Source organism: Sphingomonas pseudosanguinis (assembly GCF_052056765.1).
Classification (GTDB): domain Bacteria; phylum Pseudomonadota; class Alphaproteobacteria; order Sphingomonadales; family Sphingomonadaceae; genus Sphingomonas; species Sphingomonas pseudosanguinis.
Genome location: NZ_CP189888.1, coordinates 1653635 through 1675628, shown reverse-complemented (window position 1 = coordinate 1675628; position 21994 = coordinate 1653635). Strand labels below are relative to the sequence as shown.

Here is a 21994-nt window from a genome sequence, read left to right as displayed (position 1 = left end):
TCACATGAACCGCTTCTTCGTCTATCACCCGGTGTTCGCCTGGGTGATCGCGCTCTTCATCGCCCTGTTCGGCGTGATCGCGCTCCGCCTGCTGCCGATCGAGAGCTATCCTTCGGTCGCGCCGCCCTCGCTCAATCTCGCGATCAGCTATAACGGCGCCGATGCCGAGGTGATGGACCGTTCGGTGACCGCGGTCATCGAGAAGGAACTGAACGGCGTCGACAATTTCCTCTACATGGCGTCGACCAGCCGCTCGAACGGTACCGCGCAGATCACCGTCACCTTCAAGCCCGGCACCGATCTGGACGTCGCGCGTACCCAGATCCAGGATCGCCTCAGCCGCGCCGAACCGCGCCTGCCCCAGGAGGTCCGCGCGCTCGGCATCCAGGTGACCGAAGGCTCGGCGGGCTTCCTCGAGGTCATCACGCTCAGCTCGAAGACCGGCAAGACCAGCCCGGTCGAGATGGGCAACTTCGCCGAGAACAATATCCGCAACGAACTTCGGCGCATCGACGGTGTCGGCGACGTGCAGCTGTTCGGCTCACCCTATGCCATGCGCATCTGGCTCGATCCGCAGAAGCTGGCGGGGTATAGCCTGTCGGCCTCGGAGGCGCTCGCTGCCGTGCAGGAGCAGAACAGCCAGGTGGCCGGTGGCTCGATCGGCGCACAGCCGCTGACCCGCACCGCCGAGTTCACCGCGCAGATCATCACCCAGAACCGCTTCGCCACGCCCGAACAGTTCCGCCAGATCATCATCCGCGCCAATCCCGACGGCTCGGCGATCCGGCTGGGCGATGTCGCGCGGGTTGAGCTGGGCAAGGACAATTACGGCTTCCGCCTGACTCTGAACGGCAAGGAGACCGTGGGTCTGGCCGTCCAGCTGGCGAGCGGCGCGAACGCGCTGGCGACGGCGGACGCGGTGTCGGCACGGATGAAGGCGCTGGAGTCGAGCTTCCCGGCCGATGTGACCTGGAGCGTGCCGTTCACCACGACGCCGTTCATCACCGCCTCGGTCGACAGCGTGATCCACACGCTGGTCGAGGCGATGATCCTGGTCTTCCTGGTGATGTTCCTGTTCCTCCAGAACTGGCGCGCCACGCTGATCCCCGCGATCGTCGTGCCGATCGCTTTGGGGGGCGCCTGTATCGGCCTGCTGGCCTTCGGCTTCTCGATCAACACGCTGTCGCTGTTCGGCATGGTGGTGGCGATCGGCATCCTGGTCGACGACGCGATCGTCGTCGTCGAGAATGTCGAGCGTATCATGTCGGAAGAGGGGCTGAGCCCGCGTCGCGCGACCGTGAAGGCGATGGGGCAGATCACCGGCGCGATCATCGGCATCACGCTGGTGCTGGTCGCGGTGTTCATCCCGATGGCCTTCTTCCCCGGCTCCACGGGGGGTATCTATCGCCAGTTCTCGGTGACGCTGGCCGTGTCGATCTTCTTCTCGGCGCTGCTCGCCCTGACGCTGACGCCCGCGCTGTGCGCCACGCTGTTGAAGCAGGAGGACGCGCATCTGGAGGACCGGCCCGAGCCGAAGCCCGGCGTGCGCGGCCTGCCGCAGCGTTTCTTCAACTGGTTCAACGACAAGTTCGGCCGGGGTACGGAGAAATATACCGGCGGCGTGAAGCGGATGATGTCGCGGCCGGTACGCTGGCTGGCGGTGTTCGCCGTCGTCGTCGTCATCACCGGGTTGCTGTTCACCCGCGTGCCCGGCGGCTTCCTGCCGACCGAGGACCAGGGCTATATCTTCGTGTCCTATGACGCGGCCCCCGGCGCGACGCTGGAGCGGACGGGCGAGGCGATCACCAAGGTCGAGAAATTTCTCCACGCCCAGCCGCAGGTGTCCGACATCGTGTCGGTCGCGGGCTTCAACTTCTTCGGCCAGGGTCAGGCGGCGGGTATCTCGTTCGTCAACCTGAAGCCGTGGGAGGAGCGCAAGGGCGTCGAGAACAATTCGACCACGCTGGTCGGCAAGACGATGGGCTTCGTCCAGTCGATCCCGGAGGCGACCATCTTCGCGCTCGACCCGCCGCCGATCCAGGCGCTGGGCAACGCGACCGGCTTCTCGATGAAGATCGAGGATCGATCGGGGCTGGGTGCCGCCGCGCTGCAACAGGCGCAGGGTGCGATCCTGGCCAAGGCCTCGCAGAACAAGGCGCTGATGGGCGTTCGCCCCGAAGGCCTGGGACCGGCGCCGCAGCTCTATGTCGACATCGACCGCATCCAGGCGCGGGCGCTGGGCCTCCAGATCGCCGATGTGAACCAGACGCTGTCGATCGCCTTCGGCTCGGCCTATGCCAACGACTTCGTCCGCGAAGGCAATGTGTTGCGCGTCTATCTTCAGGCCGATGCGCCGCAGCGCATGTCGCCCCAGGACGTGCTGGGGCTGCGCGTGCGCAACCAGCAGGGCAATATGGTGCCCTTCTCGGCCTTTACGAAGGTGCGCTGGCAGAACGGGCCGCAGCAGCTGGAGCGCTATAACGGCTATCCGTCGCTGACCGTCTCGGGCATGGCCGCGCCCGGCCAGTCGACCGGCACCGCGCTGATCGAGATGGAGAAGATCGCCCGTGAGGTGATGCCGGCGGGCATGAGCTTCGAATGGACCGGCACCGCGTTCGAGGAGAAGCAGGCGGGTGGCCAGATCGGGCTTCTGCTCGGCCTGTCGCTGATCGTCGTCTTCCTGTTGCTGGCCGCGCTCTACGAAAGCTGGGCGATCCCGCTGGCGGTGTTGCTGGTGGTGCCGTTTGGCGTGCTCGGCGCGGTGTTGCTGACCATCCTGCGCGGCTTCTCGCAGGACGTGTATTTCAACGTCGGGTTGATCACCATCATCGGTCTGGCGGCGAAGAACGCGATCCTGATCGTCGAGTTCGCGATCGAGGACCAGCAGGCCGGCCGCACGCCGTTCGAGGCGACGGTCGAGGCGGCACGGCAGCGTCTGCGCCCGATCCTGATGACCAGCCTGGCCTTCATCCTGGGCATGGTGCCGCTGTTCATCGCCAGCGGTGCGGGCGCGGCGAGCCGTCGTGCGGTGGGTACGGGCGTGATGGGCGGTATGATCGCCGCCACCGCGTTCGGCATCTTCTTCACCCCGGTCTTCTATATCGCTGCCAAGAAGTGGCTGGCGCGCGAGAACAATCATGCGGCCGAGGACGCCGAGGAGGAAGCGCGTGAACGTGAGGCGGGCGATGCCCATCACCGAACCGACGATGCGGAGGGCCCGGCCCATGCGTAAAGCCTTCTCCCGTGCCGCTGCCATGCTGGCGCTGACCAGTGCGCTGACCGCCTGCAATCTGGCGCCGCAATATCGCCAGCCGATCGCCCCCGTCTCCGCCACCTATCCCGACGCAAGGGCCGGCACGCGGACGGCGGCGGAGATCGGATGGCGGGAGTTCTTCGCCGACGAACAGCTCAAGGCTTACATCGCGGCGGCGCTGGCCAATAACCGCGATCTGGCCCAGGCGGTGGCGCGCGTCGCGCAGGCGCGGGCGCAGTATCGCATCCAGGACGCGCAGCGGCTGCCGCCGCTCGACCTGTCGGCCAGCGCCGCTCGGACGCGGATTCCGCTCAATTCGCTGGGCTTTGGCGATGCGTTGCCGGGTGGCGGAGACGCGCAGAACCCGACCTCGATCACCTATAACCAGTTCGCGCTGGGCGCGCGGGTGTCGGCGTTCGAGCTCGACTTCTGGGGCCGGGTGCGCAATCTGGCCGAGGCGCAGCGACGGCAATATCTGGCGACCGTGGAGGCCGAGCGCGCCTTCCGCCTGTCGCTGGTCGGGCAGGTCGCGGCGACCTACCTTCAGATCCGCGCCGCCGAGGAACAGATCGCCCTGGCCGAGCGCACCGTCACCAGCCGCCGCGAGGGGCTGGGCATCGCCAAGCGGCGGATGGATGCGGGCGTCACCTCCAGCGTCGATTACGATCAGGCGGTGGCGCTGCTGACCCAGGCCGAGACCCAGTTGGCCGAGCTGCGCCGCACGGTGGCGCAGTCGCAGAATTTGCTGACCGTGCTGGTCGGCGGGCCGATCACGGGGCCGCTTCCGGCCGGGCGTCGGCTTGGCGACCAGAACCAGTTCGCGGCGATCGAGCCCGGCTTGCCCTCCGCGCTTCTGGTCAACCGGCCGGACGTGCTGCAGGCCGAGCAGCAATTGCTGGCGGCAAACGCCAATATCGGCGCGGCGCGCGCGGCCTTCCTGCCCAGCATCTCGCTGACGGGCTTGGCGGGCTTCGTCTCGCCCGCGCTCAGCAGCCTGATCGACGGCAATTCGCGGCAATATCAGGTGCAGGGGGCGGCACTTCTGCCGATCTTCGACTGGGGGCGTCGCAAGGCGCAGCTGAACCTCAGCCGCGCGCAGGCCGACGAACTCACCGCCGCCTATCAGCGGACGGTGCAAGGTGCCTTCCGCGAAGTAGCCGATGCGCTCGTCGCCCGCCGTCGCTTCGCCGAGCAGATCGAGGCGCAGACCCGCGCGGTCGATGCGCAGCGCCGGCTCGCCCGCACCGCGCGGCTGCGCTACAATAACGGCATTGCCATCTACCTCGAAGTGCTCGATGCCGAGCGGAACCTGTTTTCCGCCGAGCAGCAGTTGCTGACCCTGCGTAGCTCGGCGCTTCAGAATGACGTCACCCTCTATGTCGCGCTGGGCGGTGGCCTGCGCGAGACCGGAGCGGCGTCGACGGTTCCCGCGAGCGGCTAATCCCCCAAGCCCGGCCGCCGCGGTCGAGCGAGGGGCGCATGGGTTCTCCCCCCGTGCGCCCCTTTGCTTTGTCCGGCGTAGCGCTTAACCGACATCGGATGAAACAGGAGGGCGCAATGACGGGCTGGACGATCGGGATCATCGGTGGCTCGGGCCTGTATGCGATAGACGCGCTCGACGACGTCGAGACACTGGTGCTCGACACGCCCTGGGGGGCGCCCTCCGATACGCTGGTGCGGGGGCGCATCGGCGGGGTGCGCTTCGTGTTCCTGCCGCGTCATGGTCGGGGGCATCGCCTGTCGCCGACCGAGGTCAATGCGCGCGCCAATATCCATGCGCTGAAGCTGGCAGGCTGCACCGATGTGCTTGCCATCTCGGCGATCGGGTCGTTGCGCGAGGAGCTGCCGCCGGGGCATTTCGTTGCGGTCGACCAGTTCATGGACCGGACGGTGCACCGCGACACCAGCTTTTTTGGGGGTGGGCTGGTCGCGCATGTTTCCATGGCCGATCCGGTCTGCCCGCGTCTGTCGGTGTTCGCGGCCGAGGCGGCGGAGCGGGCGGGGGCCTCGGTCGCTCGAGGTGGCACCTATCTGGCGATGGAGGGGCCGCAATTCTCGACCCGTGCGGAGAGCCACCTCTATCGCCAATGGGGCGCGGACGTCATCGGCATGACCGCGATGCCCGAGGCCAAGCTCGCGCGGGAGGCGGAACTTCCCTATGCGCTGATCGGCATGGTCACCGATTACGACTGCTGGCGCGAGGACGAGGCGCATGTCGAGGTCGATGCCGTGCTGGCGCAACTGGCGAGCAATGCGGCGACCGCACGCGGGCTGGTGAATCAGTTGGCCGCCTTGCTGCCGGCGAAGCGGACCGCCTCACCAATCGACACGGTCCTCGATCAGGCGTTGATTACCCATATCGCCCATGTGGATCGGGCCAAGGCGGAAAGCCTCGGCCCGATCGTGTCGCGCGTGCTGGGCGCGCGGGGTTTCTAAAGATCAGTCCTCGACGATCTGGCTGTTCTTGGCGGTGTCGCGCATGCGCAGATACACGATCAGGGAGATGCCGATCATCGCGGTGACATACCAGTAGAAGCCCTGCTCGAACCCGGCGCGCTTGAACAGCAGCGCGACCGACTCCGCCGTGCCGCCGAAGATGGTGTTAGCCAGCGCATAGGGCAGGGCGACGCCCAGCGCGCGGATATGCGCGGGGAACAGCTCGGCCTTCACCACCGCGTTGATCGAGGTATAGCCGGTCACGATGATCAGCGCGGCCATGACCAGCGCCCCCGCCACCATCGGATCGCGCGTCGTCTCCAGCGTCGAGAAGATCGGATAGGTGAACAGCACGCCGGCGATGCCGAACGCCACCATCAACGGCTTGCGCCCGATCCGGTCGGACAGCCCGCCCGCCACCGGTTGCAGCAGCATGAAGACGAACAGGGTGACGGCGTTGATCTGGCTGGCGACCTCGCGGCTGAAGCCGCTCGTGTTGACCAGGAACTTCTGCATGTAGATCGAATAGGCGTAGAAGGCGAGCGTGCCGCCGGCGGTCAGCAGCATGACCGTCATCGTCTCGCGCGGATGCTTGGTGAACAACTGGATCAGCCCTGATCGCGGCGCGCCGTCCTTCTTGGTGTTCTCGAAGCTCTTGGTCTCGGCCAGACCGCGCCGGATATAGAAGACGACGACCGCCAGCACCGCACCCAGCGCTAACGGGATGCGCCAGCCCCATTCGTCGAGCGCCGCTTCGCTCATGGTCGTCTGCAGGATCAGCAACACGCAGATGGCGAGCAGCTGGCCCGAGATCAGCGTGACATATTGGAAGGACGAAAAGAATCCGCGCCGGTCCTTGCCCGCCATCTCGGACAGATAGGTCGCGCTGGCGCCGTATTCGCCGCCGACCGACAGGCCCTGCATCAGGCGGGCGATGACCAGCAGGGCGGGGGCGGCGAGGCCGATCGTCGCATAGCCCGGCGTGATCGCGATGATCAGCGAGCCCGCGCACATCAGCGTCACCGACAGCGTCAGGCCCGCCTTGCGCCCCTTGCGATCGGCATAGATGCCCATGATCCACGCACCGATCGGCCGCATGATGAACCCGACCGCGAAGACCGCCGCCGCGCTCAGCAACTGGGCGGTGCGGTTCTCCGACGGGAAGAAATGCGGTGCGAAATAGAGGGTGAAGGCGGAGTAGACATACCAATCGAACCATTCGACGAGGTTGCCGGTCGATCCGCCGATGATGGATTTCAGGCGGTGGCGTGCCGGATCGGCGATGGCATCGGACATATCTACTCCCCTTGGTCGTTTTTGTTAGAAGCGGAAGCTAAGCCATCCGGCCCAGAAATCCGAGCTTTTCAGATTGGCCCGCTTCAGCACGGTATCGGCCTGGAAATGCTCGTAGCGGCCGGTGAAGGACAGGCGCGGCGTGATGGTCCAGACCGCCTGGAGGCGCGCGACCTCGGCCACCTTCTTGCCCCGGACATTCTGCGTACCCGCCCAGGCCGCACCGCTGGCGCGGTAGACCGCGTCGAACTCGTCGGGCCGCCAGGCGAAACCATATTCCGCTGCCACGCGCACGCCCTTGATCGGCGTGAAGGTGAAGTTCGGGGCGGTGTAGAGCAGGTTGGTCGGCGTCAGGAACAGGCCATAGCTGTAATAGATGTTGTTCCCGAACAGACCGTTGGTCGTGTTCAGCGGGCCGGCGCGGTCATAGGCGCCACCACCCGAGCCATAGTCGAAGTGGATGCCGACGCGCGGTGAATCCGGCTTCTTGCCCAGGCGATAGGTCTGCGCGATGAAGGCCTGCCATGCCGAGATCGGACGGTTGACGAAGGTCCCACGCTGGTTGTTGACCGTCCAGTCGATATTGACCGGGCCCGCGTCACCATAAGCGTGCAGACCCAGGAAATAGCGTTCCTCCAGCCCGGTCGTCGGACCCCAGACGGCGCGGCGGTTGCGCAGCCGCCAGATGAACGGATCGAGATACAGCTTCGACCCGCCGAACAGCTTGGGCGACAGACGGAAACCGAAGGTCGCGCCCGAGAAACGGACGTCGGGATTGGTCTTGTCGTCGCTGATGCCCTCATAGCCGTAATTGACATAGTTCAGGTCGAACACGTCGACCCGGGCGTTGGTGCCGCGCGCATAGGCACGGACGCCGTCGAGGACGAAGTAGAGCGTGTTGTTGTCGCGACCGACGGTCAGCAGCTGCGGCCCGTCGAAGAACTCCTGACGACCGGCGCGCACGCCGACGTCGAGGCCCAGCGCCTTGCCCTTCACCTCGGCGAACAGCTGCTGCACCGCCAGCTTGTTGCGCAGATTGGCGTTGGGCGTGCCCAGGTTGATGCCCTGCAACTCCGCGCGGCCCAGTTCGCCGAAGACGCGGAAATGATCGCCCAGATGGACGTCGGCGCCGCCGACGATGCGGGCGATGTCCTGACGCTGTTGCTGGACCTCGCGCAGATTGGGGTTGGTGGTCAGGTTCATACGCGTGCGCAGCTCACCCGAAAAGGTGACGTACGACTTGCCGTCCTCGGTCAGCTTCACGCACTTCAGCGCGTCGATCGGATCGTCGCGCTTGGCGGGGTCGCACAGCTTGCGCCAATCCTCGGCCCAGCGCGACTGGTTGTATCCGCCCACCGTGTTGCCGTCGCCGGCCGCCGATGTCGGATAGGCGGTGCTGGCGGGGCTGGCCGGTTCGGCCGCGGCCTTGGGCGTCACGCTCTGCGCGCCGGCCATGCTTGGGGCCAACCCAGCCACCACCAGGGCGGCCGAGCCGGCGAGCCAAACGAATTTCATGATGATAGTCCCCTCAATCGTACCGGTCTGTCGTGACGCCGGCTTCACTAACGCGGCAAGGTTAAAGAAAAAACCGGCCAGTGGGACTGGCCGGCTCTTTCGCTTTGATCAGGCGATGGCAGGCTGCGCGGCCGGCAGGGCCGGCTTGCTGTTGAGCGCCGCATCCAGCGCGTCCTTGTCCAGTGCGCCTTCCCAGCGGGCCACGACGACCGTGGCGACGGCGTTGCCGATGAAGTTGGTCAGGCTGCGGCATTCCGACATGAAGCGGTCGACACCGAGGATCAGCGCCATGCCGGCGACCGGCACGTCGGGCACGATCGACAGGGTTGCGGCCAGGGTGATGAAGCCTGCACCGGTGACGCCCGCCGCACCCTTTGAGCTAAGCATCGCGACGAGGAGCAGCGCCAGCTGCTGACCCAGCGACAGGTCGACGCCGCAGGCCTGGGCGATGAACAGCGCGGCCAGCGTCATGTAGATGTTGGTGCCGTCCAGGTTGAACGAATAGCCGGTGGGCACGACCAGACCGACGACCGACTTCTCGCAACCGGCCTTTTCCATCTTCACGAGAAGGTTGGGCAGCGCGGCTTCCGACGAGGAGGTGCCGAGGACGAGCAGCAGTTCCGCCTTCAGGTAGCGGATCAGCTTCAGGACCGAGAAGCCGTTGGCGCGGGCGATGGTGCCCAGCACGACGACGACGAACAGGATCGAGGTGAGATAGAAGGTCGCTACCAGCGCGCCCAGGTTCACCAGGCTGCCGACGCCATACTTGCCGATGGTGAAGGCGATCGCGCCGAAGGCACCGATGGGCGCGGCCCGCATCAGGATGCCGACCATGCGGAAGACGACGACGCTGATCCGCTCCAGGCTGTTCAGCAGCGGGCGGGCGGGCTCGCCGACCAGTGCCATCGAGATGCCGAACAGGATGGCGACCATCAGCACCTGCAGGATGTTGCCCTGCGTGAACGCGCTGATCAGTGTGTCGGGGATGATGCCGAGCAGGAAGCCGGTGACCGTGGTGTCATGTGCCTTGGCGGTATATTCGGCAATCGACCCGACTTTCAGCGTCGACGGATCGATGTTCATGCCCGCGCCCGGCTGGACGACATTGGCGACGACCAGGCCGACGACCAGCGCGAAGGTCGATACGGTGATGAAGTAGAAGAACGCCTTGCCCGCGACCCGGCCCACCGAGCCAAGTTCGCGCATGCCGGCGATGCCGGTGACGACGGTCAGGAAGATGACCGGTGCGATGATCATCTTCACCAGTTTGATGAAGGCATCGCCGATCGGCTTCAGCGACTCGCCGAAGCTGGGCCAGACATGGCCGATGATCGCGCCGAGCGCGATCGCGACCAGAACCTGAACATAAAGATGGGACCAGACCCGAGCGCGCTTGGGCGCTTCGGCGACAGCGTAATCTTGGGCAATCACGGCTTTCATCATCCTCTACAAAAGAGTCGGACGCGGTAGGCCGCGTTCCGGGTTGCCCACAGTGTGCGGGATCGCAAACAGGATTCAAAATCACGAGATAGACTATGTAAGTATCTGTAAAAAAACGATAAGAGTGCCGTAAGTCATTGCGACCGGGCGAAATTCCGCATGGTGCGACGGCCCGGCTTGCGATATTCCGCACATATGCGCCGCCTTCTCGCCCCGCTTCGCCCCTATCGGCGTCATGCGATCCCGCTGATCGGCGTCCTGCTGCTCACCTTGGCCGCGGCCGTCATGCTGCACATCTATGCGCATCGGCAGGCGGTCGCGGGACTGCGCGCGGATGCCACCCGGATCGCGCGCCAGCAGGAGCGGCTGCTCAACAGCGAGTTGCAGCGTTTTCGCCTGCTGCCCATCGTGCTGGTCGAATATCCCGATCTGGGCGACGCGCTGCGCAATGGCTCGCGACAGGCGGCCGACCGCTTGAACGAGAAGCTGCGCGGCCTGGCGGAGCGGACGGGCGCGCCGGTCATCTATGCGATCGATCGGCAGGGGCGCACCGTCTCGGCCTCCAATGCCGGGCAACCGGACAGTTTCGTCGGGCGCAATTACGCCTTCCGCCCCTATTTCCGGCAGGCGCTGACGCAGGGGACGTCGGAATATTTCGCGCTGGGCAATACCAGCCACCGCGCCGGCCTGTTCCTGGCGCGCCGGATTGGTCCAGCGAACGCGCCCGACGGGGTTGTGGTGGTCAAGGTGGAGTTCCGCCGGATCGCTCAGGCCTGGGCCAGCGATCCGGGGCAGACATTGCTGACCGACAATCATGGCGTGGTCGTCGTCACCTCGGACCCGCGCGCGCTGTTCACCACCATGCAGGCGCTGACACCCCGCGCGCGCGGCGAAATCGAACAGGCGCAGCAGTTCGGCGGGGTCCGCCTGCGCCCGGCCCCCTATCGATTGGAGCCGGGCGGCTGGGCGACGGATGACGAGGGCAATCGCCATGTCGTGGCGCGGGTGGCGGTGCCGTTGCCCGGATGGCGGCTGATTCACCTGCTGCCGTCGCGTCCGGCCTTTCGCGCGGCCGACAGCTGGGTCCGCTCGGCCACCGCGCTGATCGGCGTCGGCCTGCTCGCGCTGGCGCTGCTCGCGATCTGGCGGCGCACCCGGGCGGAGCGGGTGGTGCAGGCGCGCGAGGCGCTGGAGGCGGAGGTCGCACGACGGACGGCGGAGCTGCGCGCGACCAACGATCGGCTGACCATCGAGATCGCCGAGCGCGTTCGTGCCGATCAGCGTTTCCGTGCCGCGCGCGAGGAGCTGGCGCAGGCCAATCGGCTGGGATCGCTGGGCTCGATCACCGCCGGCGTCGCGCATGAGATCAACCAGCCGGTGGCGGCGATCCGCACGCTGGCGGAAAATGCCCGCACCTTCCTGACCCGCGCCGCGCCCGACAAGGCGGCGAGTAATTTGTCGACGATCGTCGAGCTGACCGAACGGATCAGCTCGATCGTCCAGGAAATGCGCCGCTTCGTCCGGCGGGGTACGCATGGCATGGGGCCGGTGGCGTTGGACGCGGTGCTCGACGGCACCATGTTGCTGATCGGCGACCGGTTCCGCAGCGCGGGCGTCGTCCTCGAACGGCCGGCGGGCGGTTCGCTGCCCGTCGTGATCGCGGGGCGCGTCCGGCTGGAGCAGGTGCTGGTCAACCTCCTCCAGAACGCGCTGGACGCCGTGGCCGATCGGCCCAGCCCGCGCGTTCGGATGTGCGTTCGCGAGGAAGGGGATAGCATCGAACTGACTGTCGAGGATAACGGACCGGGCCTCGACCCGGACATCGCGCCGGAGATTTTTACGCCCTTCGTCACCGGCAAGCCCGACGGGCTGGGGCTGGGGCTGGGCATCGCGAGGGATATCATGCGGGAGTTTGGCGGTATGTTGGACACCATTCCTTCCTCGCTGGGCGGGGCGGGCTTCATCATCCGGTTGCGCCGGGCATGAGCGAGAGCGAGGCACCCAACGACCTGCGCGTATTGCTGGTCGACGACGACACGGTGCTGCGTCAGGCGCTGGCCCAGTCGTTCGAGCTGGCCGGCATCGATGTCGAGGCGCATGGCGACCCGCTGACCGCGTTGAACGCGATCACGCCCGACTTTCCGGGCATGGTCGTGTCGGACATTCGCATGCCCGGCATCGACGGGATCGAACTCGCCCGTCGGGTGGCGGCGATCGATAGCGAAATTCCGGTCATCCTGATGACCGGGCATGGCGATGTGCCGATGGCGGTCGCGGCGCTGAAACAGGGCGTGTTCGATTTCGTCGCCAAGCCCTTCGCCGCCGATCATCTGATCGCCAGTGCCGGCCGCGCGCTGGAGATGCGGCGGCTGGTCCTCGACAATCGTCGGCTGCGCCACGCGGCGGAGGAGGCGCAAGGGGCCTATCCGCTGATCGGCGAGACCCCGGTGATGATGCGGCTGCGCGAGACGGTGCGGCAGGTCGCGCAGGCGGATGTCGACGTGCTGGTCGAGGGGGAGACGGGAACCGGCAAGGAACTGGTCGCGCTGCTGCTCCACCGCTGGAGCGCGCGGCGGACGCGGCCGTTCGTCGCGGTCGACTGCGCTGCCCTGCCCGAGGCGATCGCCGAGGACGAGCTGTTCGGCCATGCCCATGGCCGCACGACGGGCCGGATCGCCGCCGCCAACCGGGGCACGCTGTTCCTTGACGAGGTCGACAGCATGGCGCCCGCCCTGCAGGGCCGGATGCTGCGCGTGGTCGAGGAGCGCGAGGTGCGCGCGATCGGGTCGGAGGACCCGCAACTGCTTGACCTGCGGATCGTGGCGGCGGCCAAGTCCGATCTGGTCCGCGCGGTCGAGGAGGGACGGTTTCGTGCCGACCTGCTCTATCGCCTGGACGCCGTACGGCTGCGCGTGCCGCCGCTGCGCGAACGGCGGGCCGATGTGCCGCTGCTCTTCGCGCATTTCCTGCGCGAGGCGGCCGAACGGTTCGGGCGACCGGTGCCGATGATCGACGGCCAGGTGCAGGCGCGGCTGTTGTCGCACGACTGGCCGGGCAATGTCCGCGAAGTGCGCAACTATGCCAATCGCGTCGCGCTGGGGCTGGCGGGGGGCGCCGTCAGCGAGGGGCAGGAGGATGGCAATTCGCTGTCGCTGCCCGAACGGGTCGAACGGTTCGAGGGGGCGACGATCCGCGCGGTGCTGGAGGAGGTGGCGGGGGACGTCCGAGCGGCACTGGCCATCCTCGCCATTCCGCGCAAGACCTTTTACGACAAGGTTGCCCGGCATGGCATCGATCTGAACGCCTATCGGCCCAATCGAAGCTGATCCCGGCGCGCGCTGACGGCCTTGCAAAGGGGGCTGTCCCTTATCGGGGCAGGAGGGACACGGGCCGACAAGAGCCGGGGAGACGAAAAAGTTAACGGCGCGTTAAGACATTCGCCATGAGACGCCGACTTGTCCTGACCAACGAAGCCGCCCGTCATCCCTTTCGACGGAGCCTGCCGCCACCCCCGCTCGCCCGCAGCCGGCGCGACGACGATCAGGATCTGCGCCTGTTCGTCCTGAGCTTCACCGCCTTCTTTATCAGTATCTATACTTTCCTGCTCTGATCCGGGCCAGGTCCCGGATCAGGCGGCGTTGGGGCAGCCATCGTCGCAGGCGCGGTGCAGCCGCAGCGCCAGCCAGGCGGAGACGAGGCACATGCCCGCCACCAGGAACAGCATGTCCTGCGGCGTCACGCCCATCGCGCTGATCCCGAAGACACAGACCGATCCGATCGTCATCGCGAAGCAGTTGACGATGTTGTTCGCCGCCACCGTCCGCGCGGTCTGATCCTTTTCCACCGTCGTCGTCAGGAACGCATAGAGCGGCACGACGAACATGCCCCCGGTCGTCGCGATGGCCAGCAAGGTCACCAGGATGCCGATGGCGCGCGGCTCGGCGAGGAAGCTCTGCCAGCTATACAGCGTACCGGCCGGTGCGGGCGTCCAGTTCCGGCAGAGGAACGAGAACAGCACCACGAACGCCCCCATCGCGATGACGGAGGCGGGCGAGTAGCGCGCCGAAATCTCGCCCTTCAGCATCGTGTTGATCACCACCGAACCGATCGCGACCCCGATGGAGAAGATGGCGATGGCCAGACTCGCGACCTCCTTGTCGGCGGTCAGCACATTCTTCACCAGGGGCGGGAAGACGATGATCAGCACCGAGCCGATCGTCCAGAAGAAGCTGATCGCGATGATCGCCAGGAACAGGCGACGGATATGGAGCGTCGCCGCGATCAGCCGCCACGAGGCGGTGAAAGGATTGTAGTTCAGCTTGAGCGGCGGGCCTTCGCGCGGGGCGGGGGGCACCATGCGGCCGGTGAACCATCCCAGCCCGGCCACGACGAGCACGCCGATCGCCGCCGCCTCGACCGGAATCCATCCCGCCGCGACCGTACCGAGCAGGATCGCCAGATAGGTCCCCGCCTCGACCAGCCCGGTGCCGCCCAGCACGTCGCCGGGCTCCAGATGCTGGGGCAGGATGGCGTATTTGATCGGGCCGAAAAAGGTCGAATGGACACCCAGCGCCAGCACCGTACCCAGCATCAGCGCCAAGCCGGCGGTGGTATAGCCTGCCTTGGCGATCATCAGCCCGAACGCGCCGACCAGCATGATCGCGATCTCGACCGTCTTGACGATGCGAATGATGCGCGCCTTGTCATGGCTGTCCGCCAGCTGACCCGACAGCGCCGAAAGGAAGACGAAGGGCAGGATCGCCGCACCGGTCGCGGCGGCGTTGAAATAGGACTCGGAGACCGGATCGGTGAAGATCGTGTAGGTGGCGAACAGCACCATCGACGTCTTGAAAAGATTGTCGTTGAAAGCGCCGAGGAACTGGGTGGTGAACAGCGGCAGGAACCGGCGCCGCTTGAGAAGCCCGAGGGCATTGAGCATAACGAAAAATGGCCCGATCGTGGCAACAGGATGGCGACAACATAACCATGCGATGCCGCATCGCCAACCGCTTAAAGCGGTTTGTCATGGCCGGCCTTGTCGTTAGAAGGCGTTATGCTGACGCTGCCCAATCTGTTGACGCTCTCGCGTATCCTGGCCGTGCCGCTTCTGGCGGGGCTGTTATGGCGGCCCGAATGGGCGCTCGGCTATGGCATCGCCTTCGTCCTCTACTGCCTGATGGGCATCACCGATTATTTCGACGGCTATCTGGCGCGCGCCAATGGCGCGGTGTCGAAGCTGGGCATCTTCCTCGATCCCATCGCCGACAAGATCATGGTGGCCGCCGTCATCCTGGTGCTGGTCGCCGTGCAGGTGATCAGCGGCGCGAGCGTGATCGCCGGCCTGATCATCCTGTTGCGGGAGATCGCGGTGTCGGGCCTGCGCGAGTTTCTGGCGCAGTTGCAGGTGTCGGTCCCCGTTTCGCGGCTGGCGAAGTGGAAGACGACGCTGCAACTGGTGGCGCTGGGTGGCCTGATCCTGGGCGGGGCGCTGCCCGGTTGGCCCTGGGTGCAGACGGCGGCACTCGCCGCGCTGTGGGGGGCGGCGGTGCTGACGCTGGTGACGGGCTGGGATTATCTGCGCGTCGGCCTCAAGCATATGGATAGCTGAATGCGTTTGACCGTCCTGTATTTCGCCTGGGTCCGCGAGCGGATCGGGCAGGCCGAAGAGGTCGTAACCGTGCCCGCCGAGGTGGCGACGGTCGCCGATCTGGTCGGCTGGCTGGCGGCACGCGGCGGCGGCTATGCCGAGGCGATGGCCGCGCCCGAACGGCTGCGCGCCGCGATCGACCAGAACTTCGTCGGCCTCGACGCGTCGCTGGCCGGCGCGCGGGAAGTGGCGATCTTTCCGCCGGTGACGGGCGGATGATCCGCGTTCACGTCTCGCCCGATCCGATTGACATCGCGACCGAGATGACGCTGGCCGAGCGGCCAAAGGCCGGCGCGGTCGCCAGTTTTTGCGGGCTGGTCCGCGCGGACGATGGTGTCGACTGCCTCGAACTCGAACATTATCCCGGCGCGACCGAGGCCGCGCTGGAGCGGATCGCTGACCACGCCCTGGCCCGCTGGTCGCTGCAGGCGGCGACGATCGTCCACCGGGTCGGCCCTATGCGACCCGGCGAGCGGATCGTCTTCGTCGCGGCCGCCGCGCCGCATCGCCGGGACGCGCTGGATGCGTGCGCCTATCTGATCGACCGGCTGAAGACCGATGCCCCGTTCTGGAAGCGCGAAACGCGGGACGGGCAGGCCAGCTGGGTCGAAGCGCGCGAGAGCGACGCGACCGCTGCAGAACGCTGGCGGACATGAAAAAGGCGGGGCCGAAACCCCGCCTTCTCCATTCGACAATGGACCGTGATCAGCCGATTTTCGGCACGCTGATGCCGTTGGTCAGGTGGATCACGCCGTTGGTCGCGGGCACATCGGCCTTGTCGACATAGGCCTTCTGACCGTTCACGTCGGTCAGCATGACATTGCCGTTCGGGCCGAGCTGCGCCGTCAGCGGCTGGCCGGCCAGCGTCGTTAGCGTGGCGGTGCCGTTACCGGCGGTGATCTGCTGCTTCAGCTGATCGGCGGTCACCTTGCCCGACACGACATGGTACTTCAGGATGGTCGCCAGCGCGGCCTTGTTCTCCGGCTTGCTCAGATTGTCGAGCGCGCCGGCCGGCATGCGGCTGAACGCCTCGTCGCTGGGGGCGAAGACGGTGAACGGACCCGGGCCGGACAGGTCCGCCGTCAGGCCGGCAGTGGTGACCAGCTTGGCGAGCGTGCTACGGTCGGGCGTCGCGGCCAGCACTTGGACGATCGTACCCGTGGCGACCGGGGCGGCCTGTGCCGGTGCAGCGGTGGCCGGGGCGGGCATGGTCTGCGCCGGGGCCGCGCCGGGGGCGGGGGCCGTCTGGGCCTGAGCGACGCCAGCCAGCATGGTGGCCGAGGCGAGAATGGCGACAGTCTTGATCATAAAAGCTTACTCCCACGATTGGCGGTGGAGCGCGAACGCTGCACACCACGCATGAAGAGACGAATGCCCGATCCGGATGCGAAACGAGCATTCCGTGGGGAGTAACGTTCTTAATCCAGTTTTGGCACCAACACGCCGTTCACAATGTGGATCATGCCGTTCGCCTGGCGCAGATCGCCCGCCTCGATATAGCTTTTATTGCCGCTGGCATCGGTCAGGGTGATGACCGATTGCGTCATGCTGAGCGTCAGTGGCTCGCCCTGCACCGTCATGATCGTCGCGGTGCCGCCGCCCGCCGCGATCCGCTGTTGCAGGTCGGACACGGTGACGACGCCGGGCAGCATGTGGAAGCGCAGCAACCGGACGAGCGAGCCATGATTGGCGGGCTGGAGCAGCTGTTCCTGCACGCCGGGCGCAAGCCGCGAAAAGGCGGCGTTCGACGGCGCGAACAGCGTGTAGGGGCCGGGACCCGCCAGGGTGGTCGACAGCGACGCGGCACGGATCGCGGCGACCAGCGACGATAGCGACGGCGTGGCGGCCGCATTGTCGAGGATCGTACGCGTCGGCGCCATCGGCTGGTCCGCCGTCACACCCTCATTGGTTGCCGCCGGGGCGGCGGTGGACGACGGCGTGGCGGGCACTTCCCGTGCGTCGCGCCCGCGTCCGCAGGCGCCGAGCATCACCAGCGCGGTGAGCGGCAACAGGGTCATCAGCGGCCGAATGTTCCGGGTCATGGGCCAGTCTCCTTCGAAGATGAACGACGATATCGGGTGCAAAGACGCCGCAATGCCCCGGCGGTTGCGTGTCAGGCGGCCTCCGCCAGCACCTGTGCCAGCAGGCGGAAGTCCTTTTCGCGGGGGCTGGCGCGGCGCCAGACCAGTGCGATCTTGCGGATGGCGTTCTCGGCATCCAGCGGACGCGCGGTGATATGGGTGTTATCCAATATGCCCGAGCGCAGCGCCATTTCGGGCAGCATGGTCATGCCCAGGCCGTTGTCGACCATCTGCACGATGGTATGCAGCGAGGTGCCCAGCATCGTCGCCTCGGCGCGCAATTCGGGGCGGTTGCAGGCGGCCAGCGCATGGTCCTTCAGGCAATGCCCGTCTTCCAGCAGCAGCAACCGGTTCTCGTCGATATCGGCGGCCGGGAAGGCGGGGGGCGGGGTGTGATCCTCGTCGGTCGGGAAGGCAACGAACAGCCGGTCGTCGAACAGCGGCTCGGCCGTCACTTCGCCGCAAGCGAAGGGCAGCGCGAGCAGCACGCAGTCGGTGCGCCCATTGTGCAGCCGCTCGCAGGCCGGCGCGCTCGGCTCCTCGCGCAGGAACAGCTTGAGGTCGGGATAGTCGCGGCGCAGGCGCGGCAGGATGCGCGGCAGCATGAAGGGTGCGATCGTCGGGATGACCGACATGCGCATCTCCCCCGACAGCGGCCGGCCGGCGGCCCGTGCCATGTCACCCAGTTCGTCCGCCTCGCGCAGCACCCGCCGCGCCTTGTCGGCGATCCGCTCGCCCAGCGGCGTGAAGCGCACCACCCGCCGCGTCCGTTCGACCAAGGTCACGCCGATCAGCGTTTCCAGCTCGCGCAGGCCCGCCGACAGGGTCGACTGGGTGACGAAGCAGGCATCGGCCGCACGCCCGAAATGGCCATGCTCCTGCAAGGCCACGAGATATTGAAGCTGTTTCAGTGTCGGTAGGTAGGTGGCGGCCATTGATCGTCTCAGTCGATTGCGATGTGACAAATAGCTTGTTGGATCAAAGGCGCCAGTCCCCATATCCGTCAGCGCGACGAATACAGGCGGTCCACCGCCGGCGCGTGCACAGAGGATGGCTGAAGCCGAATTTTGGGAAGAAATGGAGGCTATTGCCATGTTGACCGTTGGAGACAAGCTCCCCGCATTCACCGTTCCCGTCCAGCAGGGCACCAACGCGCTGCCCGCCGGCGAGACGATCAGCGACACCTCCTATGAGGGCAAGTGGAAGGTCCTGTTCTACTGGCCGAAGGACTTCACCTTCGTCTGCCCGACCGAGATCGTCGGCTATTCCGAGCTGAAGGGCGATTTCGAGGACCGTGACGCCGTGCTGATCGGCGCATCGACCGACACCGCGCACGTCCACCTGGCGTGGCGCAAGTCGGACCCGGATCTCGCCGCCGCCGACTTCCCCTGGATCGCGGACAATGGCCGCGTCCTGGCCGACGCGCTGGGCATCGTCGACAAGAATGAGCATGTCGCCTACCGCGCGACCTTCATCATCGATCCCGACAATGTCATCCAGCACGTCACGATCAACGGCCTGAACGTCGGTCGCAACCCGCAGGAAACCCTGCGCGTGCTCGATGCGCTGCAGACCGATGAGCTCTGCCCCTGCAACTGGAACAAGGGCGACGACGTCCTCCAGCTCGCGGCCGAGTAATCCTCGCGTCGGGGGGCGATCCCGTCCCCCGGCCCATCTTTTCGATGCCCCGGCGAGGGTTGTCGGTCGATACGACCGGCGGCCCGGACTGGGGCGTCGCGTATCTGGAGCATGAACATGTCGCTCAAGGAATTTGCCGGGCAGCTGCCCGATTTCGCCAAGGACATCCGCCTGAACGTCGGTTCGCTGCTGAACGAGGCGCTGCTGAACGATCAGCGCAAGTACGGCCTGCTGCTGACCTGCGCGCACGGCTCGGGCTACAAGCCGCTGGTCGAGGCGGCCGAGGCCGAGTGCACGCCCAAGCTGTCGCCCGAGGCGGCGACCGCGGCGCGCGCGGCGGCGGCGGTGATGGCGATGAACAATGTCTATTATCGCTTCACCCACCTGGCCGGGAACCAGGAATATCGCAACATGCCCGCCAAGCTGCGCATGAACGTGATCGGCGCGCCGGGCATCGACAAGATCGACTTCGAGCTGTTCAGCCTGGCGGTGTCGGCGATGAACGGCTGCGGCATGTGCATTGACGCGCATGAGGCGGTGCTGAAGAAGTCGGGCGTCTCGGCCGAGGTCATCCAGACCGCGGTCCGCATCGCAGCGGTGATGCAGGCAGTCGCGACCACCCACTCGGTGGTCGCCTGATCCTGCGCCGGTCGCCTCGCCATAGCGGCGGGGCGACCGGGCAAGGTCCTACTTGAACGCGTTGTAAAGGCCCCACAGGCTGGTCAGCGTCACGATGATCCCGACCATCAGCAGCAGCCGCTGCGGCGGTATCCGCTTGGCGAGCATCGCGCCGAACGGGGCCGCGAGCACGCCACCGATCAGCAGGCCGAGCGTCGCCATCGTAAAGGCGCCCCAGCCGAGCTGGGTGATGAACGTCGCCGAGATGGTGGCGGTCAGGAAGAATTCGGCGGTATTGACCGTACCGATCGTCAGGCGCGGCGTGGCACCCTGCGCCAGCAGGTTGGACGTGACGACCGGTCCCCAGCCACCGCCGCCGGCGGCGTCGAGGAAGCCGCCGATCAGGCCCAGCGGCTCGACGATCTTGGGCTCGCGGACATTGGGCCGATGCCGCAGCGCCCGCAGCAGGAGGTAGATGCCGATGCCGGTCAGATAGACCAGGATGAACGGCTTCACGACCGCCGCATCGATGTTCGACAGGACATAGGCGCCCAGCGCACCACCGATGACGCCGGGGATCATCAGACGCAGGAAAAGCTTCCAGTCGACATTGCGATGGACCGCGTGGCTGATCCCCGAAACCGCGGTGGTGAAGGTCTCGACGCTATGCACGCCGGCGGATGCAGCGGCGGGCGGAACGCCCAGGCTCATCAGCAGCGTGTTGGAAATCACGCCGAACGCCATGCCCAGAGCGCCATCGACCACCTGCGCGGCAAAGCCGACGCCGATGAACGGCAGGATATGGATCAGGTCGAAGCTGCTCAGGTCCATTGTATCTCCTTGCCCCTTGCCCGGAAGGGCGGTGATGCTTGGCCATGCCGTTTGACGCTATATCCTGCAACAAAGATAGACTTTAGGGGCATAGACCGGTTCCCGCGTTCCGCTGGAATTTGTCGAAGCCCGTGCCTAAATGCTCCTATCGCATATGGGGACATGCTCATGCCGAGCCGATTGGCCGCTTATCTCGATTCGATCCGGGCGCGTGACCCCGCGCCGCATTCGCGTGCCGAAATCCTGCTCTATCCGGGCGTCTGGGCGCTGGCGGGGCACAAGGTCGCGCATCGGCTGTATCGGTCGCGTGCCTTCTTCCTCGCGCGGCTGGTCAACCATTTCACCCGTTTCCTGACTGCGATCGACATTCATCCCGGGGCGAAGATCGGTCGCAACTTCTTCATCGACCATGGCTTCGTCGTGATCGGCGAGACCGCCGAGATCGGCGACGACGTAACCATCTATCAATGCGTGACGCTGGGCGGGACCAGTCCCGACAATGGTGTGGCGGGCAAGCGGCACCCGACGCTGATGGACGGCGCGATCGTCGGATCGGGCGCGCAGGTGCTGGGGCCGATCATCATCGGCCCGCGCGCGCGGGTGGGCGCCAACGCGGTGGTGACGCGCGACGTGCCCGAAGGCGCGGTCATGGTCGGTATTCCCGCCCGGCCCACGATCGTCGAGGGCGGCGCCGCGCCCGAGAAGCGCTTCGTCCCCTATGGCACGCCCTGTTCGGAATTGTTCGACCCGCAGACCCAGAAGGTCGAGAAGCTGCGCTGCGAACTCGATACGCTGCGTCGACAGCTCGACATGCTGCTCGCCGAGCAGGAAGAGAAGCGCGACCGCGCCTGATGGGAATCGTACCCTTTCCCAAGGCCCCCGGGCAGGTCGGGTTCGAGCGGGCCGAGCTGACCCGCATCCTCGACCTTTACGGCCGGATGGTCGCCGCCGGACATTGGCGCGATTATGCGATGGACATGGGGCGCGATGCGGCGGTGTTCTCCGCCTTTCGGCGCGCGGCCGAACGTCCCGAATATCGGATCGAGAAGCGGCCGGCGCTGCGCAACCGTCAGGGCATGTGGGCGCTGATCGGTGAGGGCGGCATGGTGCTGAAGCGGGGGCATGAACTGGGGCCGGTGCTTGCCCCCGTCGAACGCCGGCTGATGAAGCTGGTCGACGAATAAATCCCGCGTGCCATGAAAAACGCCGGCCCTCTAACGAGAGCCGGCGTATTTCGTTACT

General features: G+C 66.5%; 21 protein-coding genes. 13 read left to right on the top strand and 8 right to left on the bottom strand.

Features of this window, described 5'->3' with window-relative positions; translation table 11 throughout:
• The first annotated feature begins 4 nt into the window (after positions 1–4).
• From ACQHGV_RS07605 to mtnP, 3 genes are all read left to right on the top strand, one after another.
• On the top strand, positions 5–3232 hold the full coding sequence (locus tag ACQHGV_RS07605; protein WP_440980024.1) for a multidrug efflux RND transporter permease subunit: 3228 nt from the start codon (positions 5–7) through the stop codon (positions 3230–3232).
• A complete protein-coding gene (locus tag ACQHGV_RS07600) occupies positions 3225–4694 on the top strand; it encodes an efflux transporter outer membrane subunit (RefSeq protein ID WP_440980023.1) in 1470 nt (489 codons plus the stop codon). Before ACQHGV_RS07605 ends, ACQHGV_RS07600 begins: the two co-directional genes overlap by 8 nt.
• A gap of 116 nt (positions 4695–4810) precedes the next feature.
• A complete protein-coding gene (mtnP, locus tag ACQHGV_RS07595; protein WP_440980022.1) occupies positions 4811–5689 on the top strand; it encodes an S-methyl-5'-thioadenosine phosphorylase in 879 nt (292 codons plus the stop codon).
• A gap of 3 nt (positions 5690–5692) precedes the next feature.
• On the opposite strand, the gene ACQHGV_RS07590 is transcribed toward mtnP, so the two are convergent.
• The 3 genes from ACQHGV_RS07590 to ACQHGV_RS07580 form a co-directional block, all read right to left on the bottom strand.
• Positions 5693–6985 carry an MFS transporter gene (locus tag ACQHGV_RS07590; protein WP_440980021.1) on the bottom strand — a complete coding sequence of 431 codons (1293 nt, stop codon included), beginning with the start codon at positions 6983–6985 and terminating at the stop codon, positions 5693–5695.
• Between the two features lie 24 nt (positions 6986–7009).
• Positions 7010–8497, bottom strand: a complete 1488-nt coding sequence (locus ACQHGV_RS07585) for an alginate export family protein (RefSeq protein WP_440980020.1) — start codon at positions 8495–8497, stop codon at positions 7010–7012.
• A 108-nt stretch (positions 8498–8605) separates the two neighbouring features.
• Positions 8606–9937 carry a dicarboxylate/amino acid:cation symporter gene (locus tag ACQHGV_RS07580; protein WP_409787040.1) on the bottom strand — a complete coding sequence of 444 codons (1332 nt, stop codon included), beginning with the start codon at positions 9935–9937 and terminating at the stop codon, positions 8606–8608.
• A 195-nt stretch (positions 9938–10132) separates the two neighbouring features.
• Between ACQHGV_RS07580 and ACQHGV_RS07575 the strand changes: the two genes are divergently transcribed.
• The 3 genes from ACQHGV_RS07575 (at position 10133) to ACQHGV_RS07565 (ending at position 13547) form a co-directional block, all read left to right on the top strand.
• Complete coding sequence (locus tag ACQHGV_RS07575) at positions 10133–11923, top strand: sensor histidine kinase (protein WP_440980019.1); 1791 nt, start codon at positions 10133–10135, stop codon at positions 11921–11923.
• On the top strand, positions 11920–13263 hold the full coding sequence (locus ACQHGV_RS07570; RefSeq protein WP_440980018.1) for a sigma-54-dependent transcriptional regulator: 1344 nt from the start codon (positions 11920–11922) through the stop codon (positions 13261–13263). Before ACQHGV_RS07575 ends, ACQHGV_RS07570 begins: the two co-directional genes overlap by 4 nt.
• A gap of 116 nt (positions 13264–13379) precedes the next feature.
• A complete protein-coding gene (locus ACQHGV_RS07565) occupies positions 13380–13547 on the top strand; it encodes a hypothetical protein (protein ID WP_409787037.1) in 168 nt (55 codons plus the stop codon).
• 18 nt (positions 13548–13565) lie between these two features.
• Here the strand turns inward: ACQHGV_RS07565 and ACQHGV_RS07560 are convergent, their stop codons facing one another.
• Positions 13566–14876 (bottom strand): MFS transporter, encoded by a 1311-nt coding sequence (locus ACQHGV_RS07560; protein WP_440980017.1) that lies wholly within the window; start codon positions 14874–14876, stop codon positions 13566–13568.
• A 114-nt stretch (positions 14877–14990) separates the two neighbouring features.
• On the opposite strand from ACQHGV_RS07560, the gene pgsA reads away from it, so the two are divergent.
• From pgsA to ACQHGV_RS07545, 3 genes are read left to right on the top strand one after another with little or no spacing between them, the layout of a single operon-like run.
• Positions 14991–15545 carry a CDP-diacylglycerol--glycerol-3-phosphate 3-phosphatidyltransferase gene (gene pgsA / locus ACQHGV_RS07555; protein WP_440980016.1) on the top strand — a complete coding sequence of 185 codons (555 nt, stop codon included), beginning with the start codon at positions 14991–14993 and terminating at the stop codon, positions 15543–15545.
• A complete protein-coding gene (gene moaD / locus ACQHGV_RS07550) occupies positions 15546–15803 on the top strand; it encodes a molybdopterin converting factor subunit 1 (RefSeq protein ID WP_183950934.1) in 258 nt (85 codons plus the stop codon).
• Positions 15800–16240 (top strand): molybdenum cofactor biosynthesis protein MoaE, encoded by a 441-nt coding sequence (locus ACQHGV_RS07545; protein ID WP_440980015.1) that lies wholly within the window; start codon positions 15800–15802, stop codon positions 16238–16240. The genes moaD and ACQHGV_RS07545 overlap by 4 nt, the downstream gene beginning before the upstream one ends.
• 49 nt (positions 16241–16289) lie before the next feature.
• Here ACQHGV_RS07545 and ACQHGV_RS07540 read toward each other — a convergent pair whose 3' ends face one another.
• The 3 genes from ACQHGV_RS07540 to ACQHGV_RS07530 form a co-directional block, all read right to left on the bottom strand.
• Positions 16290–16892 carry a fasciclin domain-containing protein gene (locus tag ACQHGV_RS07540; RefSeq protein ID WP_183950932.1) on the bottom strand — a complete coding sequence of 201 codons (603 nt, stop codon included), beginning with the start codon at positions 16890–16892 and terminating at the stop codon, positions 16290–16292.
• Positions 16893–17002: 110 nt separating this feature from the next.
• Entirely contained in the window at positions 17003–17626 is a 624-nt protein-coding gene (locus ACQHGV_RS07535; protein WP_440980014.1) for a fasciclin domain-containing protein, read from the bottom strand.
• A gap of 71 nt (positions 17627–17697) precedes the next feature.
• Positions 17698–18600 (bottom strand): hydrogen peroxide-inducible genes activator, encoded by a 903-nt coding sequence (locus tag ACQHGV_RS07530; protein ID WP_183950931.1) that lies wholly within the window; start codon positions 18598–18600, stop codon positions 17698–17700.
• 157 nt (positions 18601–18757) lie between these two features.
• On the opposite strand from ACQHGV_RS07530, the gene ACQHGV_RS07525 reads away from it, so the two are divergent.
• Both ACQHGV_RS07525 and ACQHGV_RS07520 read left to right on the top strand, forming a co-directional pair.
• Complete coding sequence (locus ACQHGV_RS07525) at positions 18758–19303, top strand: peroxiredoxin (RefSeq protein ID WP_183950930.1); 546 nt, start codon at positions 18758–18760, stop codon at positions 19301–19303.
• A 117-nt stretch (positions 19304–19420) separates the two neighbouring features.
• Complete coding sequence (locus ACQHGV_RS07520) at positions 19421–19942, top strand: carboxymuconolactone decarboxylase family protein (protein ID WP_440980166.1); 522 nt, start codon at positions 19421–19423, stop codon at positions 19940–19942.
• Positions 19943–19990: 48 nt separating this feature from the next.
• On the opposite strand, the gene ACQHGV_RS07515 is transcribed toward ACQHGV_RS07520, so the two are convergent.
• Positions 19991–20752, bottom strand: a complete 762-nt coding sequence (locus ACQHGV_RS07515; RefSeq protein ID WP_183950928.1) for a sulfite exporter TauE/SafE family protein — start codon at positions 20750–20752, stop codon at positions 19991–19993.
• 168 nt (positions 20753–20920) lie between these two features.
• Between ACQHGV_RS07515 and epsC the strand changes: the two genes are divergently transcribed.
• Entirely contained in the window at positions 20921–21604 is a 684-nt protein-coding gene (gene epsC, locus ACQHGV_RS07510; protein WP_183950927.1) for a serine O-acetyltransferase EpsC, read from the top strand.
• Complete coding sequence (locus ACQHGV_RS07505; protein WP_440980013.1) at positions 21604–21936, top strand: DUF2794 domain-containing protein; 333 nt, start codon at positions 21604–21606, stop codon at positions 21934–21936. Before epsC ends, ACQHGV_RS07505 begins: the two co-directional genes overlap by 1 nt.
• Positions 21937–21994: the final 58 nt, after the last annotated feature.

Coding starts and splice junctions, on each gene's coding strand:
- ACQHGV_RS07605 (WP_440980024.1), top strand. CDS start 5: ATGAACCGCTTCTTCGTCTATCACCCGGTGTTCGCCTGGGTGATCGCG.
- ACQHGV_RS07600 (WP_440980023.1), top strand. CDS start 3,225: ATGCGTAAAGCCTTCTCCCGTGCCGCTGCCATGCTGGCGCTGACCAGT.
- mtnP (WP_440980022.1), top strand. CDS start 4,811: ATGACGGGCTGGACGATCGGGATCATCGGTGGCTCGGGCCTGTATGCG.
- ACQHGV_RS07590 (WP_440980021.1), bottom strand. CDS start 6,985: ATGTCCGATGCCATCGCCGATCCGGCACGCCACCGCCTGAAATCCATC.
- ACQHGV_RS07585 (WP_440980020.1), bottom strand. CDS start 8,497: ATGAAATTCGTTTGGCTCGCCGGCTCGGCCGCCCTGGTGGTGGCTGGG.
- ACQHGV_RS07580 (WP_409787040.1), bottom strand. CDS start 9,937: ATGAAAGCCGTGATTGCCCAAGATTACGCTGTCGCCGAAGCGCCCAAG.
- ACQHGV_RS07575 (WP_440980019.1), top strand. CDS start 10,133: ATGCGCCGCCTTCTCGCCCCGCTTCGCCCCTATCGGCGTCATGCGATC.
- ACQHGV_RS07570 (WP_440980018.1), top strand. CDS start 11,920: ATGAGCGAGAGCGAGGCACCCAACGACCTGCGCGTATTGCTGGTCGAC.
- ACQHGV_RS07565 (WP_409787037.1), top strand. CDS start 13,380: ATGAGACGCCGACTTGTCCTGACCAACGAAGCCGCCCGTCATCCCTTT.
- ACQHGV_RS07560 (WP_440980017.1), bottom strand. CDS start 14,876: ATGCTCAATGCCCTCGGGCTTCTCAAGCGGCGCCGGTTCCTGCCGCTG.
- pgsA (WP_440980016.1), top strand. CDS start 14,991: ATGCTGACGCTGCCCAATCTGTTGACGCTCTCGCGTATCCTGGCCGTG.
- moaD (WP_183950934.1), top strand. CDS start 15,546: ATGCGTTTGACCGTCCTGTATTTCGCCTGGGTCCGCGAGCGGATCGGG.
- ACQHGV_RS07545 (WP_440980015.1), top strand. CDS start 15,800: ATGATCCGCGTTCACGTCTCGCCCGATCCGATTGACATCGCGACCGAG.
- ACQHGV_RS07540 (WP_183950932.1), bottom strand. CDS start 16,892: ATGATCAAGACTGTCGCCATTCTCGCCTCGGCCACCATGCTGGCTGGC.
- ACQHGV_RS07535 (WP_440980014.1), bottom strand. CDS start 17,626: ATGACCCGGAACATTCGGCCGCTGATGACCCTGTTGCCGCTCACCGCG.
- ACQHGV_RS07530 (WP_183950931.1), bottom strand. CDS start 18,600: ATGGCCGCCACCTACCTACCGACACTGAAACAGCTTCAATATCTCGTG.
- ACQHGV_RS07525 (WP_183950930.1), top strand. CDS start 18,758: ATGTTGACCGTTGGAGACAAGCTCCCCGCATTCACCGTTCCCGTCCAG.
- ACQHGV_RS07520 (WP_440980166.1), top strand. CDS start 19,421: ATGTCGCTCAAGGAATTTGCCGGGCAGCTGCCCGATTTCGCCAAGGAC.
- ACQHGV_RS07515 (WP_183950928.1), bottom strand. CDS start 20,752: ATGGACCTGAGCAGCTTCGACCTGATCCATATCCTGCCGTTCATCGGC.
- epsC (WP_183950927.1), top strand. CDS start 20,921: ATGCCGAGCCGATTGGCCGCTTATCTCGATTCGATCCGGGCGCGTGAC.
- ACQHGV_RS07505 (WP_440980013.1), top strand. CDS start 21,604: ATGGGAATCGTACCCTTTCCCAAGGCCCCCGGGCAGGTCGGGTTCGAG.